Annotated in this window: 16 protein-coding genes; 3 read left to right on the top strand and 13 right to left on the bottom strand. The window is 64.1% G+C overall.

Annotated features, from left to right (window positions below; all coding sequences use genetic code 11):
- Positions 1 to 28 precede the first annotated feature (28 nt).
- A complete protein-coding gene (dnaG, locus tag L6D89_RS23555; RefSeq protein ID WP_236201353.1) occupies positions 29 to 2,053 on the bottom strand; it encodes a DNA primase in 2,025 nt (674 codons plus the stop codon).
- A 200-nt stretch (positions 2,054 to 2,253) separates the two neighbouring features.
- Positions 2,254 to 2,469, bottom strand: coding sequence for a 30S ribosomal protein S21 (rpsU, locus tag L6D89_RS23560; protein WP_003085057.1), 216 nt, complete (start codon positions 2,467 to 2,469; stop codon positions 2,254 to 2,256).
- A 200-nt stretch (positions 2,470 to 2,669) separates the two neighbouring features.
- Between rpsU and tsaD the strand changes: the two genes are divergently transcribed.
- On the top strand, positions 2,670 to 3,695 hold the full coding sequence (gene tsaD, locus L6D89_RS23565; protein WP_236201354.1) for a tRNA (adenosine(37)-N6)-threonylcarbamoyltransferase complex transferase subunit TsaD: 1,026 nt from the start codon (positions 2,670 to 2,672) through the stop codon (positions 3,693 to 3,695).
- A gap of 94 nt (positions 3,696 to 3,789) precedes the next feature.
- Here the strand turns inward: tsaD and plsY are convergent, their stop codons facing one another.
- Positions 3,790 to 4,359 carry a glycerol-3-phosphate 1-O-acyltransferase PlsY gene (gene plsY / locus L6D89_RS23570; RefSeq protein WP_236172639.1) on the bottom strand — a complete coding sequence of 190 codons (570 nt, stop codon included), beginning with the start codon at positions 4,357 to 4,359 and terminating at the stop codon, positions 3,790 to 3,792.
- A gap of 80 nt (positions 4,360 to 4,439) precedes the next feature.
- Here plsY and folB point away from each other — a divergent pair, with 80 nt between their 5' ends.
- Positions 4,440 to 4,793 (top strand): dihydroneopterin aldolase, encoded by a 354-nt coding sequence (folB, locus tag L6D89_RS23575; protein WP_015475255.1) that lies wholly within the window; start codon positions 4,440 to 4,442, stop codon positions 4,791 to 4,793.
- On the top strand, positions 4,784 to 5,320 hold the full coding sequence (gene folK, locus L6D89_RS23580; RefSeq protein ID WP_236201355.1) for a 2-amino-4-hydroxy-6-hydroxymethyldihydropteridine diphosphokinase: 537 nt from the start codon (positions 4,784 to 4,786) through the stop codon (positions 5,318 to 5,320). Before folB ends, folK begins: the two co-directional genes overlap by 10 nt.
- 109 nt (positions 5,321 to 5,429) lie before the next feature.
- Here folK and L6D89_RS23585 read toward each other — a convergent pair whose 3' ends face one another.
- The 10 genes from L6D89_RS23585 to pdxA all read right to left on the bottom strand — a co-directional run bounded on the left by L6D89_RS23585 (position 5,430) and on the right by pdxA (position 16,044).
- A complete protein-coding gene (locus L6D89_RS23585; RefSeq protein ID WP_236201356.1) occupies positions 5,430 to 6,659 on the bottom strand; it encodes a multifunctional CCA addition/repair protein in 1,230 nt (409 codons plus the stop codon).
- Between the two features lie 161 nt (positions 6,660 to 6,820).
- Positions 6,821 to 7,330 carry a DUF4136 domain-containing protein gene (locus tag L6D89_RS23590; protein ID WP_236172789.1) on the bottom strand — a complete coding sequence of 170 codons (510 nt, stop codon included), beginning with the start codon at positions 7,328 to 7,330 and terminating at the stop codon, positions 6,821 to 6,823.
- Between the two features lie 58 nt (positions 7,331 to 7,388).
- The gene (locus tag L6D89_RS23595; RefSeq protein ID WP_236172635.1) at positions 7,389 to 8,942 is read right to left on the bottom strand and encodes a SpoVR family protein; all 1,554 of its coding nucleotides are present in this window, start codon (positions 8,940 to 8,942) and stop codon (positions 7,389 to 7,391) included.
- A complete protein-coding gene (locus L6D89_RS23600) occupies positions 8,939 to 10,210 on the bottom strand; it encodes a YeaH/YhbH family protein (RefSeq protein ID WP_054908024.1) in 1,272 nt (423 codons plus the stop codon). Before L6D89_RS23600 ends, L6D89_RS23595 begins: the two co-directional genes overlap by 4 nt.
- 103 nt (positions 10,211 to 10,313) lie before the next feature.
- On the bottom strand, positions 10,314 to 12,236 hold the full coding sequence (locus L6D89_RS23605; protein WP_236172634.1) for a PrkA family serine protein kinase: 1,923 nt from the start codon (positions 12,234 to 12,236) through the stop codon (positions 10,314 to 10,316).
- 288 nt (positions 12,237 to 12,524) lie between these two features.
- Positions 12,525 to 12,854 carry a thiosulfate sulfurtransferase GlpE gene (gene glpE, locus L6D89_RS23610; RefSeq protein WP_236172633.1) on the bottom strand — a complete coding sequence of 110 codons (330 nt, stop codon included), beginning with the start codon at positions 12,852 to 12,854 and terminating at the stop codon, positions 12,525 to 12,527.
- Positions 12,855 to 12,897: 43 nt separating this feature from the next.
- Positions 12,898 to 13,722, bottom strand: coding sequence for a symmetrical bis(5'-nucleosyl)-tetraphosphatase (locus L6D89_RS23615; protein ID WP_236201357.1), 825 nt, complete (start codon positions 13,720 to 13,722; stop codon positions 12,898 to 12,900).
- Positions 13,722 to 14,102, bottom strand: coding sequence for a Co2+/Mg2+ efflux protein ApaG (gene apaG, locus L6D89_RS23620; protein ID WP_236201358.1), 381 nt, complete (start codon positions 14,100 to 14,102; stop codon positions 13,722 to 13,724). The genes L6D89_RS23615 and apaG overlap by 1 nt, the downstream gene beginning before the upstream one ends.
- Positions 14,099 to 14,926, bottom strand: a complete 828-nt coding sequence (gene rsmA, locus L6D89_RS23625) for a 16S rRNA (adenine(1518)-N(6)/adenine(1519)-N(6))-dimethyltransferase RsmA (protein WP_236201359.1) — start codon at positions 14,924 to 14,926, stop codon at positions 14,099 to 14,101. The genes apaG and rsmA overlap by 4 nt, the downstream gene beginning before the upstream one ends.
- 116 nt (positions 14,927 to 15,042) lie before the next feature.
- A complete protein-coding gene (gene pdxA / locus L6D89_RS23630) occupies positions 15,043 to 16,044 on the bottom strand; it encodes a 4-hydroxythreonine-4-phosphate dehydrogenase PdxA (RefSeq protein ID WP_236201360.1) in 1,002 nt (333 codons plus the stop codon).
- Positions 16,045 to 16,081 lie beyond the last annotated feature (37 nt).

The raw sequence follows: 16,081 nt of genomic DNA on the forward strand, positions 1-16,081 counted from the left end.
TACCAGATTCTAGGCTCCAGGCGCCAGTTCAGCTCTGGCTGCCTGTTGAAGAGGGGGTGCTGTAGTGCTCCCGCAGTAACGCTTTCTCTTCGTCGGTCAGTTCACTGGGGTTCTTTCGCAGCACACTGTGCAGGCGGGCTTCGCGGCTGCTGTGCAGTTGGTTGTGTGCAAGTGTAGTAATGGTGTCGACGAACTGCTTTTCAAGATTGCCGTCGTCGATCAGCCATTCTTTCCCCGCCAGCACCTGTAGCAGGCGCCCTTGGGGCGTACCGTGCCAGCGCGCGATGAGGTGCATCGAGCTCTGTTTCGGATTCTTCTGCAGTGCTTCGACCAGTGCGGCGAGCAGTTGCGAATAGGTCTGTCCCTCATTGGAGAAGTGGCTCGCATCCTCGACGCTCTGCGCCAGTTGAGGATGGTGCAGCAGGGTGCGCAGTGCGGTCAGGGTCGGTGATTCGACGCTGATTTCGGTGCGCGGCTGGCGTGGAGTGAAATCACCTTTCTTGCCCTTGCCGTCCCATTTGCGCTCGCCCTTCCAGGGCTTCTTACCCTGCTTGGCGCCGCCGCTGCCGGCGGAAAACTCCATGGGCGCCTCGAAGTAGCTTGAAGCATCCTGGTAATGGTTGTCGCCGTGGTCGGCGAACTGGCCCATGTCGTAGTCGGCGTACTCATGGGCGTGCTGTTGAGTGCTGTGTGCCTGCGCCGGCGTGGCTACATGGCTGGGCTTGCCCTGGCCGCCAAGGCCGGAGCGTGGTGCGCCGATCTGGCTGAGCGCTTCGGCAGAGAGGCCGGTGATCTCGCCCAGGCGCTGGCGCATCAGCAGGCGCAGAGTGTTGCCGGGAATCTTTTCCAGCAGCGGCCCGGCCAGGGTCGCCAGGTGCGCCTTGCCTTCCAGCGTGCTGGGGTCGGCTTCCTCGGTCAGTTGCTGGAAGAAATAGTCCGCCAGCGGTTGTGCCTGGTGGGCGAGGCGGGCACGGAAGGCGTCCGGGCCCTCGGCGCGCACCAGGCTGTCCGGGTCTTCGCCTTCGGGCAGGAACAGGAAGCGCACCTTGCGCCCGTCCTGCAGGTTGCTCAGGGCCGACTCCAGTGCGCGCCAGGCGGCATTGCGGCCAGCCTGGTCGCCATCGAAGCAGAAGAGGATGTTCGGCACGATGCGGAACAGCCGCTTGATGTGTTCTTCGCTGGTGGCCGTGCCCAGGGTGGCGACCGCATTGCGGATGCCTTGCTGCGCCAGCGCGATGACGTCCATGTAGCCTTCGACCACCATGATCTCGTCGAGATCCCGGTTGTTCTTCCGTGCCTCGTACAGGCCGTAGAGCTCCTGCCCTTTATGGAAGACCGGGGTTTCCGGCGAGTTCAGGTATTTCGGCTTGTCGTCGCCCAGTACCCGGCCGCCGAAGGCGATCACTCGGCCGCGGCTGTCGCGGATGGGGAAGATCACCCGGTCGCGGAAGCGGTCGTAACGCTTGCCGCTGTCGGGGTTTTCCACCAGCAGGCCGGCGTCGAGCATGGCCTTGAGCTGCAGGTTGTCGCCGCCCAGGTTCTTCAGCAGGTTGTCCCAGCCTGGCGGGGCGAAGCCCAGGCCGAAGTCGCGGGCGATTTCGCCGGTCAGGCCGCGGCCCTTGAGGTATTCCACCGCGGCCTTGCGTGCCGGGTGGCTCTTCAGCGCCTGGCGGTAGAACTCGGCGGAGGCGGCCAGCAGTGGGTACAGCGGCGAGTCGACCGGTTGTCGGGGCTTGTTGCCGCGCCGGCCTTCCTCGCGGGGGATGTCCATGCCGGCGCGTTTGGCCAGGTCCTCGACTGCCTGGACGAAGTCCAGCTGGTCGTGGTCCATGATGAAGCCGAGTGCGTTGCCGCCGGCGCCGCAGCCGAAGCAGTAGTAGAACTGCTTGTCCGGGCTGACAGTGAAGGAAGGAGTCTTCTCCTTGTGGAACGGGCAGCAGGCGCTGTAGTTCTTGCCGGTCTTCTTCAGCTGGATGCGCGAACTCACCACATCGAGAATATCGGTGCGGTTGAGCAGGTCATCGATGAAGGATTGTGGAATCAGGCCGGCCATAGACTCATCGGGACACAGGGTGGACCCAAGCATAGCGCGGGGCGATGAAGCCGCGAGCGAGGCTTGAGACTAAGCATGGGGCTTGAAAAGCAAAAACTCCGAAGTCCGCGAGTGCGAATCGGAGTGGGGTGCCTTGAGTCAGGCACTCGCCCGGCGAGTGGGCCGGGCGATGCGGAAAGCGTGCGACGAAGCGCTGTAACTCAGTACAGACGCTCGCGGCGGCGCTGTTCGCGCTGCACTTTCTTGGCGTGACGCTTAACAGCGGCAGCGGCCTTGCGCTTACGCTCGGCGGTCGGCTTTTCGTAGAACTCACGGCTACGGACTTCGGCCAGTACGCCTGCTTTTTCGCAGGAGCGCTTGAAACGACGCAGAGCTACGTCGAAGGGTTCGTTCTCTTTAACTTTGACGGCGGGCATCCAGGTCGTACCTTCAATGATTACCGGAGGATTTATCGCGCTCCTGACGGTTGTTCGGAGTCGGCGGTTTTCAAGGGTTGCGGATATTAAACGTTCGGAAGGAGGAATGCAAAGCCTCCGATCGAAAAGCACTGGTCCGAAGCCCAGCCGGCGATTATGATGCGCGGCTTCAATTTTGCCCAGAGTAAAGGCTCAAACCCATGCTAGTGCTGGGGTTGGAAACCTCCTGCGACGAGACCGGCGTCGCCCTGTACGACAGCGAAAAAGGCCTGCTGGCCGACGCGCTGTTCAGCCAGATCGACCTGCACCGCGTATATGGCGGCGTGGTTCCCGAGCTGGCGTCCCGTGATCACGTCAAGCGCATGCTGCCGCTGATTCGCCAGGTGCTGGACGACTCCGGCCGCACCGCAGACGACATCGACGCCATCGCCTACACCGCCGGCCCCGGGCTGGTGGGTGCGCTGCTGGTCGGGGCATCCTGCGCCCAGGCCATGGCATTTGCCTGGGGCATACCGGCTGTCGGCGTGCACCATATGGAAGGCCATCTGCTGGCGCCGATGCTGGAAGAACAGCCGCCGAAGTTTCCGTTCGTCGCCTTGCTGGTGTCCGGCGGCCACACCCAGCTGGTACGGGTGGATGGCATCGGCCAGTACCAGGTGCTCGGCGAGTCGGTGGACGACGCTGCCGGCGAAGCCTTCGACAAGACCGCCAAACTGCTCGGCCTGGCCTATCCCGGTGGCCCGGAGATCGCACGCCTCGCCGAGAGTGGCACCGCGGGTCGCTTCGTCTTCCCGCGGCCGATGACCGACCGTCCGGGTCTGGATTTCAGCTTCAGCGGCCTCAAGACTTTCGCCCTGAACACCTGGCAGCGCTGCGTCGCCGAAGGTGACGACAGCGAGCAGACCCGCTGCGACATCGCCCTGGCGTTCCAGACCGCGGTGGTCGAGACCCTGACCATCAAGTGCAAGCGCGCGCTCAAGCAGACTCACCTGAAGAGCCTGGTGATCGCCGGTGGTGTCAGTGCCAACCAGGCCCTGCGCCGCCACCTGGAAAAGATGCTCGGCGAGATGAAGGGCCAGGTGTTCTACGCCCGCCCGCGCTTCTGCACCGATAACGGCGCGATGATCGCCTATGCTGGCTGCCAACGGCTGCTGGCGGGGCAACAGGACGGCCCGGCGATCGGCGTCCAGGCGCGTTGGCCAATGGAGTCGCTGCCAGCGATCTGAATAATGCAGCTGCAAACGACGCGGCACATGCTCTGAGCGGCATGCGCCGTTTTTTCGCTTGCAGCGCGGTACGCGGGCCGGGAAGCTCGCAGCTCTAGAAGTGACGTTCGCGCCCGGCGATCAGGTCGCGCAGGTTGCTGCGGTGACGCCAGACGATCAGGCCGGTAAGCACGGTCATCGGCAGCAGCGCCGAGGGCTCCTGCCAGGCCAGCAGCGGCAGGGTCAGCGGCGTGGCGACCAGGGATGCGAGCGAGCTGGTGCGCGACAGCTTGAAGGTCACCAGCCAGGCGACTGCCGCGAGCAGCGCCGCTGGCGGGTAAAGCGCCAGCAGCATGCCGGCGGCGGTGGCGACGCCCTTGCCGCCGCGAAAGTTGAAATACAGCGGGTAGAGGTGACCGATCACCGCTGCCAGCCCGACCCAGGCCTGTTCCGCGTCGGACAGGCCGAGCAGCCGGGCGACCAGTACCGGGAGGAGCCCCTTGGCGAGGTCGCCAAGCAGGGTGAGGATGGCGATCTTCCTGCCGGCCAGGCGCAGCATGTTGGTCGCACCGGGGTTGCCGGAGCCGCTGGCGCGCGGATCGGCGGTGCCGAACAGGCGACTGAGGAGTACCGCGAAGGACAGTGATCCGAGCAGGTAGGCGAGGATCGCCAAGAACCAGAACATGGTTTCCACCGGAGACGAGGTCGTTTCCGATTCTAACGGGGCGCCGGCCGCTTGTCGTGTCGCCTTGGAGCATGCAGTCAGTGGACAGAGTTTTCATCGAGGGGCTGGAAGTGGACACCGTGATTGGCGTCTACGACTGGGAACGGGGTATCCGGCAGTGCCTGCGCCTGGACCTGACGCTGGGCTGGGACAACCGCCCTGCGGCGGCCGACGACGATATCGCCAAGGCTCTGGACTATGCCGTGCTCTCCGAGCGGGTCATGGCGTTCGCCCGTGACGCGCACTTCCAGCTGGTGGAGACCTTCGCCGAACGCCTGGCCGAGTTGTTGATGGCCGAGTTCGGTATCCAGTGGCTGCGCCTGAAAGTCACCAAGCCCGGCGCCGTTGCAGCCGCTATCGGCGTCGGTGTGGAGATCGAACGCGGATGCCGCTGACGACGGTCTACCTCGGGCTGGGCAGCAACTTCGACCGGCAGCAGCACCTGCTCGCCGGGCTGGAGGCGCTGGACGCATTCCTCAAGGACATTCGCTGTTCGCCGGTGTTCGAGAGCGAGCCGGTGGGTATCCGCAGCGGTCCCTTCTACAACTTTGTGATCGTGGCGCGTACTGACCTGCCATTGGCCGAGCTGAGCCTGCGGCTCAAGCATATCGAGGCGGACAACGGGCGCTATGCGCCGGAGCGCAAGGGCCTGCCGCTGGATATCGATGTGTTGCTGTATGGCGACCTGCACGGCGAGTTCGACGGCCTGACGCTGCCGCGCGCGGAAGTGCTGAAGAACGCCTTCGTGCTCTGGCCGCTGGCGCTGCTGGCGCCTGAGGTGAAGCATCCGGGGGCCCGGCGTTCGTTCGCCGAACTCTGGTCGGACGCGCAGATTGCTCAAAAACTCTGGCCGGTACCGTTCCAGTGGCGAGGCGTGGAGCTGACCCCAGCGGCGCTGATCCAGGCGCACCGGGCGCCGTAACGGCTTTTCTGTAGGAGCGAGCTTGCTCGCGAACGATGTCTCCGGCGAAACCAGCGCTGGGCGGGTTCGCGAGCAAGCTCGCTCCTACAAGGAAGAGCAATCCGCCGTTTCAGACGACGTGGTTTTCCTTGTAGGCCTTCAGGGCACTCAGGCGCTCGCGCTTGAGCGCTTCGCCCAGCTCGGCGCCCTTGTATCCCTTCTCCAGCAACGGCTGCACCGCGACCGCGCGGGCGGCCTGCGCGGCCCCGCGCAGGTACTCGGCCTGCGGGTAGTCGCGATCTTCCAGTCCATGGCGGCCACGAGCGTCCATTTCGCTGGCGGCGAGAAACTCCTCGAAGCGCTGCGGCCGCCGATAGACGTCGAAGGATTGCAGCAACTCCAGGACGGTATTCGGTCGCAGCTCCAGTGCCCGGTGGCAGTGAGTGTGGAACTCACCGACCAGCCGCGCCAGCTCCTGGCAGTCCCGCGGCACTTTGAAGCGCGCGTTGATCGCGTCGATCAGCGGCAGGCCCAGGTGTTCGTGGGCGTGGTGCTTCGGCCATTCTTCCTGGCGCGTTTCGCCCTTGCCAACGTCATGCACCAGGCACGCCCAGCGCACGCTGAGCGGTTGTCCGTGCTTGGCGCATTCGCGCAGGACGGCCAGCACGTGCTCGCCGGTATCCACTTCCGGGTGGTGCTGCGGCGGCTGCGGCACGCCGAACAGCGCGTCGACTTCCGGCATCAGCACAGCCAGTGCGCCACAGTCGCGCAGGACCTGGATGAATACATCCGGGCGTGGCTCCATCAAGGCTCGGGAGATTTCCTTCCAGCTGCGCTCGGCGGTCAGGGCTTGCAGTTCGCCGGATTCCGACAGCTCGCGCATCAGCGCCAGGGTTTCCGGCGCCACGGAGAAGCCCAGTGGGGTGTAACGTGCGGCGAAGCGGGCTACGCGCAGTACGCGCAGCGGGTCTTCGGCGAAGGCCGGGGAGACGTGACGCAGCAGTCGAGCTTCGAGGTCTTTCTGGCCGTGGTAGGGGTCAATGACCCGGCCGTTATCGTCCTCGGCCATGGCGTTGATGCTCAGGTCGCGGCGGATCAGGTCTTCTTCCAGGGTGACGTCGGGGCTGGCATGGAAGGTGAAGCCGCCGTAGCCGCGCCCGCTCTTGCGCTCGGTGCGGGCGAGGGCGTATTCCTCGCCGGTCTTGGGGTGGAGGAATACCGGGAAGTCGGCGCCCACCGGGCGGTAGCCCTGCGCGAGCATCTCGTCGGCGCTGGCACCAACCACTACCCAGTCGGTGTCGCTGAAGGGAATGCCGAGCAGGCGATCGCGCACGGCGCCGCCTACCTTGTAGATCTGCATGAAGCTGTCTCCTGTTCTGGGGGATAGCTTCGGGGTTTGTGGCGGGTGGGGCAAGCGTGGCGGGGTGTTGGGCGTGTTCGTAGGAGCGGACTCCGTCCGCGATAGGATTGCATCGCGCCGGATATCATCGCGGACGAAGTCCGCTCCTACGCGGCGCAGGATTACGGCGTGGCGGTGGGAATCTGCTGGACGAGAGCGCCGATGGCGTCCTGCAGCAGAGTTGCGCTCGCGTGTGCCGGGCTCAGTCCGGTGCTGACGGTGCCCTCCCAGAGAGTCTGTTCCTGCGCGTCGGTCAGCCGCAGGCGCAGGGTGCCGGTCTCGTCGCGCAGTCGATGAATGGCGATATAGGGGCCGAGCGGGTTTGGTGGCGGGGTATCGACCTTGAATTCCAGCGGTGCGTCCTGCAGCGCCAGCCAGTAGTAGACGCGCAACTGCGGCGCAGCGCTCTCGCGGTAGCCGCGCTCGATCAGGCCCTGGCGTACCTGGGCGTTGATCAGCGGGTATCGGCTGCGGTAGGGCAGGGCGTCGACGGCGTTTTCCGGGGGCATCAGCTGGAAGTCGCGCAGCCCGGCCAGGCGCGCCTCGGCGGGATGCGCGACCTGGGCATGCGGAACGGGGTTGCTGCAGGTCGCGACAGCAAGGCAGAGCAGGAGAATGGCAAACAGACGCATGGCGGTCTCCAGCGGAGTTGTCGCCATGCTTGTCACGCCTGCTGCTCCGGTCAACCGATCAAATGGGTGGGATGATCAGGTCGAGCCGCGGGTAGCCCTCCTCGCTGTCGCGTTCACCCTTTGGGGGCATGTGGAAGGTGTTGACGATGTTCTCGCCCTGCAGGGTTTCCAGGTGGATGTCGAAGCCCCACAGACGGTGCAGGTGCCTGAGCACGTCGTCGGTGGATTCGCCCAGCGGTTTGCGGTCGTGCTGCTGGTGGCGCAGGGTCAGCGAGCGGTCACCGCGGCGGTCGACATCCCAGATCTGGATGTTCGGTTCGCGGTTGCCGAGGTTGTACTGCGCCGCCAGGGTTTCGCGGATCTTGCGGTAGCCGTCGTCGTCGTGGATGGCGTCGACCAGCATGTCGTCCTTCTGGTCGTCGTCGAGGATGCTGAACAGCTTGAACTCGCGAATCACCTTGGGCGAGAGGAACTGCAGAACGAAGCTCTCGTCCTTGAAGCTCTTCATGGCGAACTTGATGGTGGCCAGCCAGTCGCTGCCGGCGATGTCGGGGAACCAGCGCTTGTCCTCGTCGGTGGGGTGCTCGCAGATACGACGGATGTCGCGGTACATGGCGAAGCCCAGCGCGTAGGGGTTGATGCCGCTGTAGTAGGGGCTGTCGAAGCCGGGTTGGTAGACCACGCTGGTGTGGTACTGGAGGAACTCCATCATGAAGCCGTCGCTGACCAGGCCCTCGTCGTACAGGTCGTTGATCAGGGTGTAGTGCCAGAAGGTCGCCCAGCCCTCGTTCATCACCTGGGTCTGGCGCTGCGGGTAGAAGTACTGCGCGACCTTGCGCACGATGCGCACCACTTCGCGCTGCCAGGGCTCCAGCAGCGGCGCGTTCTTCTCGATGAAGTAGAGGATGTTCTCCTGCGGCTCGCTGGGGTAGCGGGCCAGGCCCTGCTCCTTGTCCTTGCCGCTGGCCTTGGGAATGGTCCGCCAGAGGTCGTTGACCTGGCGCTGGATCTGCTCCTCGCGCTCCTTCTGGCGCTGCTTCTCTTCCTCGGCGGAGATCGGGTAGGGCCGCTTGTAGCGGTCCACGCCGTAGTTCATCAGGGCGTGGCAGGAGTCCAGCAGGTCTTCCACCGCGTCGATGCCGTAGCGTTCCTCGCACTTGTTGATGTAGGACTTGGCGAACACCAGGTAATCGATGATCGAAGTGGCGTCGGTCCAGGTGCGGAACAGGTAGTTGCCCTTGAAGAAGCTGTTGTGCCCGTAGCAGGCGTGCGCGATCACCAGCGCCTGCATGCACTGGGTGTTCTCTTCCATCAGGTAGGCGATGCACGGGTCGGAATTGATCACGATCTCGTAGGCCAGGCCCATCTGGCCGCGCTTGTAGTTCTTTTCCGTGCTGAGGAAGTGCTTGCCGTAGGACCAATGGCTGTAGCCGATGGGCATGCCGACCGATGCGTAGGCATCCATCATCTGCTCGGCGGTGATCACTTCGATCTGGTTGGGATAGGTATCCAGCGCATAGCGCTCGGCGAGCCGACTGATCTCGCGATCGTATTGCTGGATCAGCTCGAAGGTCCACTCCGAGCCGGTGGCGATCGGCTGGCGCTTGCTCATGCGACGAGCCTCCTCTGGAACAGCTCGCGGAACACCGGGTAGATGTCCGAGGCGGAGACGATCTGCTGCTGGGCGAAGCTGTCTTCGAAGGTGTCGCGGATCTTCTCGTATTCGAACCACAGCGCCTGGTGTTCGCGCGGGGTGATCTCGACGTAGGTGTAGTACTGGACGAACGGCATGATCTGCTTCATCAAGATGTCGCGGCAGACCGGCGAGTCGTCGTTCCAGTTGTCGCCGTCCGAGGCCTGGGCGGCGTAGATGTTCCATTCATTGGTGGGATAACGCTCGGCCATCACTTCCTGCATCAGCTTGAGCGCGCTGGAAACGATGGTGCCGCCAGTCTCGCGGGAATAGAAGAATTCTTCCTCGTCCACTTCGCGGGCGCTGGTGTGGTGGCGGATGAACACCACTTCGATCTTCTCGTAGTTCCGCTTGAGGAACAGGTAGAGCAGGATGAAGAAGCGCTTGGCGATGTCCTTGGTGGCCTGGGTCATGGAGCCGGAGACGTCCATCAGGCAGAACATCACGGCCTTGGAGGTCGGATTGGGCTGCTTGACCAGCAGGTTGTACTTGAGGTCGAAGGTGTCGAGGAACGGTACCTTGTCGATGCGCGCGCGCATGCCGGCGATCTTCTGCTCCAGCTCCTGGATGTCGCCGAGGTTGTCCGGTTCTTCGCGCTTTAGGCGATCCAGTTCCGCCACCGCGGCCCGCAGCTTGCCGCGGGTAGAGCCGGACAGGGCGATGCGCCGGGCGTGGGCCGAGCGCAGCGTGCGGACAATATTGATGCGCGAGGGGTTGCCCTCGTTGCTGATGCCGGCGCGTACGGTCTTGAAGGTGTCGCTGCCGGTGAGATGCCGCTTGATCAGGTTGGGCAGTTCGAGGTCCTCGAACATGAAGTCGAGGAACTCCTCCTGGGTGATCTGGAAGACGAATTCGTCCATCCCCTCACCCTGGTTGCTCGCCTTGCCGGCACCGCGTCCACCGCCGCCGCCCTGGGGACGGGGAATGTGTTCGCCGGTGGTGAATTCCTTGTTGCCGGGGTGGACGACGGTCTGCTTGCCGCCGCGCCCGTGGTGCAGGACCGGTTCATCGATATCGCGGCCAGGAATACTGATCTGCTCGCCATGTTCCATGTCGGTGATGGAGCGGCGGCTGACGGCCTCCTCGACGGCCTTCTTGATGTGTTCGCGGTAACGCCGCAGGAAGCGCTGGCGGTTCACCGTGCTCTTGTTCTTGCCGTTCAGACGCCGGTCGATGACGTAGCTCATGAATGCTCCTCAGGGCCTGCTGCGAAGCGGAACGACCGCCTCGGACAGGTCCGAATGCGACGGCGACCGGCGCGGCGGGGAATCCCGCCGCGCCGATGGCAGACTACTGCGACTTGCGAACCCGCAGATACCATTCCGACAGCAGGCGCACCTGCTTCTCGGTGTAGCCGCGCTCGACCATGCGTTTGACGAAGTCGTTGTGCTTCTGCTGATCCTCCTTGCTCGCCTTGGCGTTGAAGCTGATGACCGGCAGCAGGTCCTCGGTGTTGGAGAACATTTTCTTCTCGATCACCACGCGCAGCTTCTCGTACGACAGCCAGCTGGGGTTCTTGCCGTTGTTGCCGGCACGGGCGCGCAGGACGAAGTTGACGATTTCGTTGCGGAAGTCCTTCGGGTTGCTGATGCCGGCCGGTTTCTCGATCTTCTCCAGTTCCTCGTTGAGGGCAGCGCGGTTGAGGATCTCGCCGGTTTCCGGGTCGCGGTATTCCTGGTCCTGAATCCAGAAGTCGGCGTACAGCACGTAGCGGTCGAAGATGTTCTGACCGTATTCGCTGTAGGACTCCAGGTACGCAGTCTGGATTTCCTTGCCGATGAACTCGACGTAGCGCGGCGCCAGGTATTCCTTGAGGAAGCGCAGGTAGCGTTCGCGGGTTTCCGGCGGGAACTGTTCCTGCTCGATCTGCTGTTCCAGTACGTAGAGCAGGTGCACCGGGTTGGCGGCGACTTCATGCGGGTCGAAGTTGAACACCTTGGAGAGGATCTTGAAGGCGAAACGGGTGGAAAGCCCGGACATGCCTTCGTCTACACCGGCGGTGTCGCGGTATTCCTGGATCGACTTGGCCTTGGGATCGGTGTCCTTGAGGTTTTCGCCGTCGTAGACACGCATCTTCGAGTAGATGTTGGAGTTTTCCGGCTCCTTCAGACGTGACAGCACGGAGAACTGCGAGAGCATCTTCAGGGTGTCCGGCGCGCAGTGGGCGTGCGCCAGGGAGCTGTTGATCAGCAGCTTGTCGTAGATCTTGATCTCGTCGGAAACGCGCAGGCAGTAGGGCACCTTGACGATGTAGATCCGGTCGATGAAGGCCTCGTTGTTCTTGTTGTTGCGGAAGCTGTGCCATTCCGATTCGTTGGAGTGGGCGAGAATGATGCCGCTGTAGGGCAGGGAACCGAGGCCTTCGGTGCTGTTGTAGTTGCCTTCCTGGGTCGCGGTGAGCAAGGGGTGCAGGACTTTGATCGGCGCCTTGAACATCTCGACGAATTCCATCAGGCCCTGGTTGGCCCGGCACAGCGCGCCCGAGTAGCTGTAGGCGTCAGCGTCGTTCTGCGGGAATTCTTCCAGCTTGCGGATATCCACCTTGCCGACCAGCGCGGAGATGTCCTGGTTGTTCTCGTCGCCGGGTTCGGTCTTGGCGATGGCGATCTGGTTGAGGATCGAGGGGTGCAGCTTGACCACGCGGAACTGGCTGATGTCGCCGCCGAATTCATTGAGTCGCTTGGTTGCCCAGGGAGACATCACCGAGCGCAGGTAGCGGCGCGGGATGCCATAGTCTTCCTCGAGGATGGCGCCGTCCTCGTCGGGGTTGAACAGCCCGAGGGGCGATTCGAACACCGGCGAACCCTTGATGGCATAGAAGGGCACGTGCTCCATCAGTTGCTTGAGCTTTTCGGCGAGGGAGGATTTACCGCCACCGACCGGGCCCAGCAGGTAAAGGATCTGTTTCTTCTCCTCCAGGCCCTGAGCGGCATGGCGGAAGAACGAGACGATCTGGTCGATGCACTCTTCCATGCCATGGAAGTCGGCAAAGGCCGGATAGCGGCGGATCACCTTGTTGGAAAAGATTCGTGACAGACGGGAATCGACGGACGTATCCGCAAGTTCCGGTTCGCCAATGGCCATCAGCATCCGCTCGGCGGCGGTGGCGTAGGCGATCTTGTCCTGCTTGCAGAGATCCAGGTACTCCTGCAGGGAGTATTCCTCTTGGCGGGTCGCTTCGAAGCGTTCCTGGAAGTGACTGAAAATGCTCATGACGTCTCCTCGCTCGATGCATGGAGCCGGCGCCGGATCGGTCTAGTGCGGGTGCGGTCGGGCTGCCAGTGTTGCCGGCGAGAATCCCCCAGAACTCCAACGGAACCTGGCCACTGCCCTGATCCGCCCCAATGGTCACTGCCGATTAACCGGAAGCCGGTGTGCCGGCTCTCCCTTTTTTGGATGGCCTGAGGGAAAGGATAGTTCGTTCTTCAGGGTGTAAAGGACGAAAGCGCGAGAAGTTACAGATTTTTTGAAGGGGCAAATCCGCCCCTTCCGTAGGGGCTTTCAGTCAGCACTGCCGGCGCTGGTATCCGCGGGATAGACGCTGCGCCACAGTTCGAAACCGCCGTCGAGGCTGTAGACCTCGGAGAAGCCCTGCTGGACGAAATAGGCGGCCGCGCTCTGGCTGGAGTTGCCGTGATAGCAGACCACGACCAGCGGCGCGTCCATGTCCGCGTCGCGGATGAAGTCGGCCACCGAATAGTTGTCGATGTGCCGCGAGCCACTGATATGGCCCATCGCGTAGCTTTGTGGGTCGCGGATGTCGACGACCTGGGCGCCGCTCTCGCGCAGTTGCTGGGCCAGGTCGGGGGCGATGCGCTTGAAGTCGCTCATGGGTAGTACCTCGCAAGGCGCGGAGCCAGTGGCCCCGCTGCAGTCATTCTGGTTTATCGGCGCAGCTGCACTGGATGCGCTCGAGGGTATCGACGTTCAGCAGGGTCATGCTGCCGCCCCACACGCAGCCGGTGTCGAGGGCGAACAGGCCGGGGACGTCGCACTGGCCTTCCAGCGCGGCCCAGTGGCCGAAGATGATCTTGCGTCCGGCGGCCTTGCGCTCGGCATAGCTGAACCAGGGCGCGTAGCCGGGCGGCGCGGTGTCCAGGCCTTCCTTGGATTTCAGGTCGAGCTTGCCGTCCGGCGTGCAGAAGCGCATGCGCGTGAAGTAGTTGGTGATCACCCGCAGGCGCGCTATGCCATTGAGCTTCTTGTCCCACTTGGCCGGCTCGTTGCCGTACATGCCATCGAGGAACATCGGCAGTTGGGCGTCATCACGCAGTGCGGCTTCGACTTCGGCGGCGCGTTGCAAGGCCTTGTCGATGTCCCACTGCGGCGGGATGCCGGCGTGCACCAGGGTGATGTCGCGCGTTGCGTCGTGATGGACCAGTGGCATCTGCCGCAGCCATTCGATCAGCTGCGCGCACTCCGGCGCCTCGACGATCTCGCGCAGGGTGTCGTTCTTTTTCAGGCGCTCGGCGTTGTAGGCCACGGCAATCAGGTGCAGGTCATGGTTGCCCAGCACGCAGACCAGCGACTCGCGCATGCCATGGAGGAAGCGCAGGGTCTCCAGCGACGCGGGGCCGCGATTGACCAGGTCACCGACCAGCCACAGCTTGTCCTGAGCGGGGTCGAACTTCACCTGATCCAGCAGGCACTTGAGCGGTTCCAGGCAGCCCTGCAGGTCGCCGACGGCATAGGTAGCCATCAGTGCAGCGCCCCTGGCACAGCGAGGCGGAATGCCGGAATTTCGGCATCGAAGTGGTGGCCGTCGGTAGCGACCATCTGGTAGCTGCCGTGCATGCTGCCGACCTTGGTCGCCATCACGGTACCGCTGGTGTAGGTGTGGCTGGCGCCCGGCTCGATCAGCGGCTTCTCGCCGACCACGCCGGCGCCGCGCACCTCCTGCACGTGGCCATCGCCGTCGGTGATGATCCAGTGGCGGGTCAGCAGCTTGGCGGCCAGTTCGCCGTGATTGTGGATGGTCACGGTGTAGGCGAACACGTAGCGTTGCTGCTCCGGTTGGGATTGCTCGGGCAGGTGGCGGGTGGTGACGCTGACGCTGACCTGGTAGCGGGAATCGCTCATGCGCTCGGTCCTTGCTCGGCTTCCGGGTTGGTCTCGCTGTAGCGGTTGGCCAGGCTGACGAAGTCGGCGACGCTCAGTTGCTCCGGACGCAGGGTCGGGTCGACGCCGGCGGCTTCGATGTCCTCGACGCTCATCAGCGTACGCAGGGTGTTGCGCAGGGTCTTGCGGCGCTGGTTGAAGGCTTCGCGGACGATGCGCTCCAGCACGCGGTGATCCTTGGCCGGATGCGGCGGTTCAGCGTAGGGCACCAGCCGGACAATGGCCGACTCGACTTTGGGCGGCGGGTTGAACGCACCGGGACCGACGGTGAACAGGTAATCCACGCGGCAGAAGTACTGCACCATGATCGACAGGCGGCCCCAGTCGCCGTTGCCCGGTTCGGCGGCCAGGCGTTCCACCACTTCCTTCTGCAGCATGAAGTGCATGTCCTGGATGAGCGAGGCGTGGTCCAGGAGGTGGAAGATCAGCGGAGTGGAGATGTTGTAGGGCAGGTTGCCGACGACGCGCAGCTTGTCCTCGGGATTGGCGATGAGGCTGGAGAAGTCGAACTTCATCGCATCGCCCTGGTGCAGGCTGAAGTTGGGCTTGAGGCCGAAGCGCCATTTCAGTTGCGGGATCAGGTCCAGGTCGAGCTCGATCACGTCGAGCTTCGCGCCGCTGTCCACCAGGCCCTCGGTCAGGGCGCCCTGGCCGGGGCCGATTTCCAGCAGGTGCTGGCCTTCCTTGGCGGCGATGGCGCGGAGGATCTTGTGAATCACCCCGGCGTCATGCAGGAAGTTCTGCCCAAAGCGTTTACGGGCGCGGTGCTGGAAGAGTTCGGACATCGAAGGCTCCGGAGAGCAGCCGGGCGCCCGAGGCGGCCGGCTGGAGGCGGAAAAACCATCAGTTTACCAGCCCGGCGCGGCCAGCACGAAACGCTGGCCGAACGGATGACCCGGGATCAGCGCGCCCCAGCGCCAGCTTCGGCCATCTGGTAAGCGGTTTCCAGGGCGACCTGCAGGCTGCCGCTGTCGATCTGGCCGCTGCCGGCGAGGTCCAGGGCGGTGCCGTGGTCCACCGAGGTGCGGATGATCGGCAGGCCCAGGGTGACGTTCACTGCCGCGCCAAAACCCTTGTATTTGAGCACCGGCAAGCCCTGGTCGTGGTACATCGCCAGCACCGCGTCGCAGTGTTCCAGGTGCTTGGGGGTGAACAGGGTGTCGGCCGGCAGCGGGCCGATCAGTTGCATGCCTTCGGTGCGCAGGCGCTCCAGGGTCGGCTCGATCACGTCGATTTCCTCGTGGCCGAGATGGCCGCCTTCGCCGGCGTGGGGATTCAGGCCGCAGACCAGGATGCGCGGGTTGGCCAGGCCGAACTTGTTGCGCAGGTCGGCATGCAGGATGCGGGTCACGCGCTCCAGGCGATTCGCGGTGATGGCATCGGCAATCTGCCGCAGCGGCAGGTGGGTGGTCACCAGGGCGACGCGCAGGCCGCGGGTGGCGAGCATCATCACCACCTGGGCGGTGTGGGTGAGGTGGGCGAGGAATTCGGTATGGCCGGAGAAGGCGATACCCGCCTCGTTGATCACGCCCTTGTGCACGGGCGCGGTGATCATTCCGGCGAAGTGCCCGTCCAGGCAGCCCTGGCCGGCGCGGGTCAGGGTTTCCAGCACATAGGCGGCGTTGGCCGGGTTCAGCCTGCCCGGCTCGACCGGTGCGGCCAGCGGGGTATCCCAGACATACAGGGTGCCAGCCGGTGCCGCGGTGTGGGGCCACTGGCCGGGGCCGACTTCCTGCAGATCGATGCTCAGCCCCAGCAAGGCGGCGCGCTGTGCCAGCAGTTCACGGCTGGCAATGGCGACCAGTGGATGCGGCTGCGCCTTGCGGGCGAGCAACAGGCAGAGATCGGGGCCGATGCCCGCGGGCTCGCCGGGGGTGAGGGCGAATAGGTGGGAAGTGCTCATCAGGGTCTCTCGAATCGGGATTTGCAGCGGATGGGCC

Source organism: Pseudomonas pseudonitroreducens, assembly GCF_021603645.1.
GTDB classification, from domain to species: domain Bacteria; phylum Pseudomonadota; class Gammaproteobacteria; order Pseudomonadales; family Pseudomonadaceae; genus Pseudomonas; species Pseudomonas pseudonitroreducens.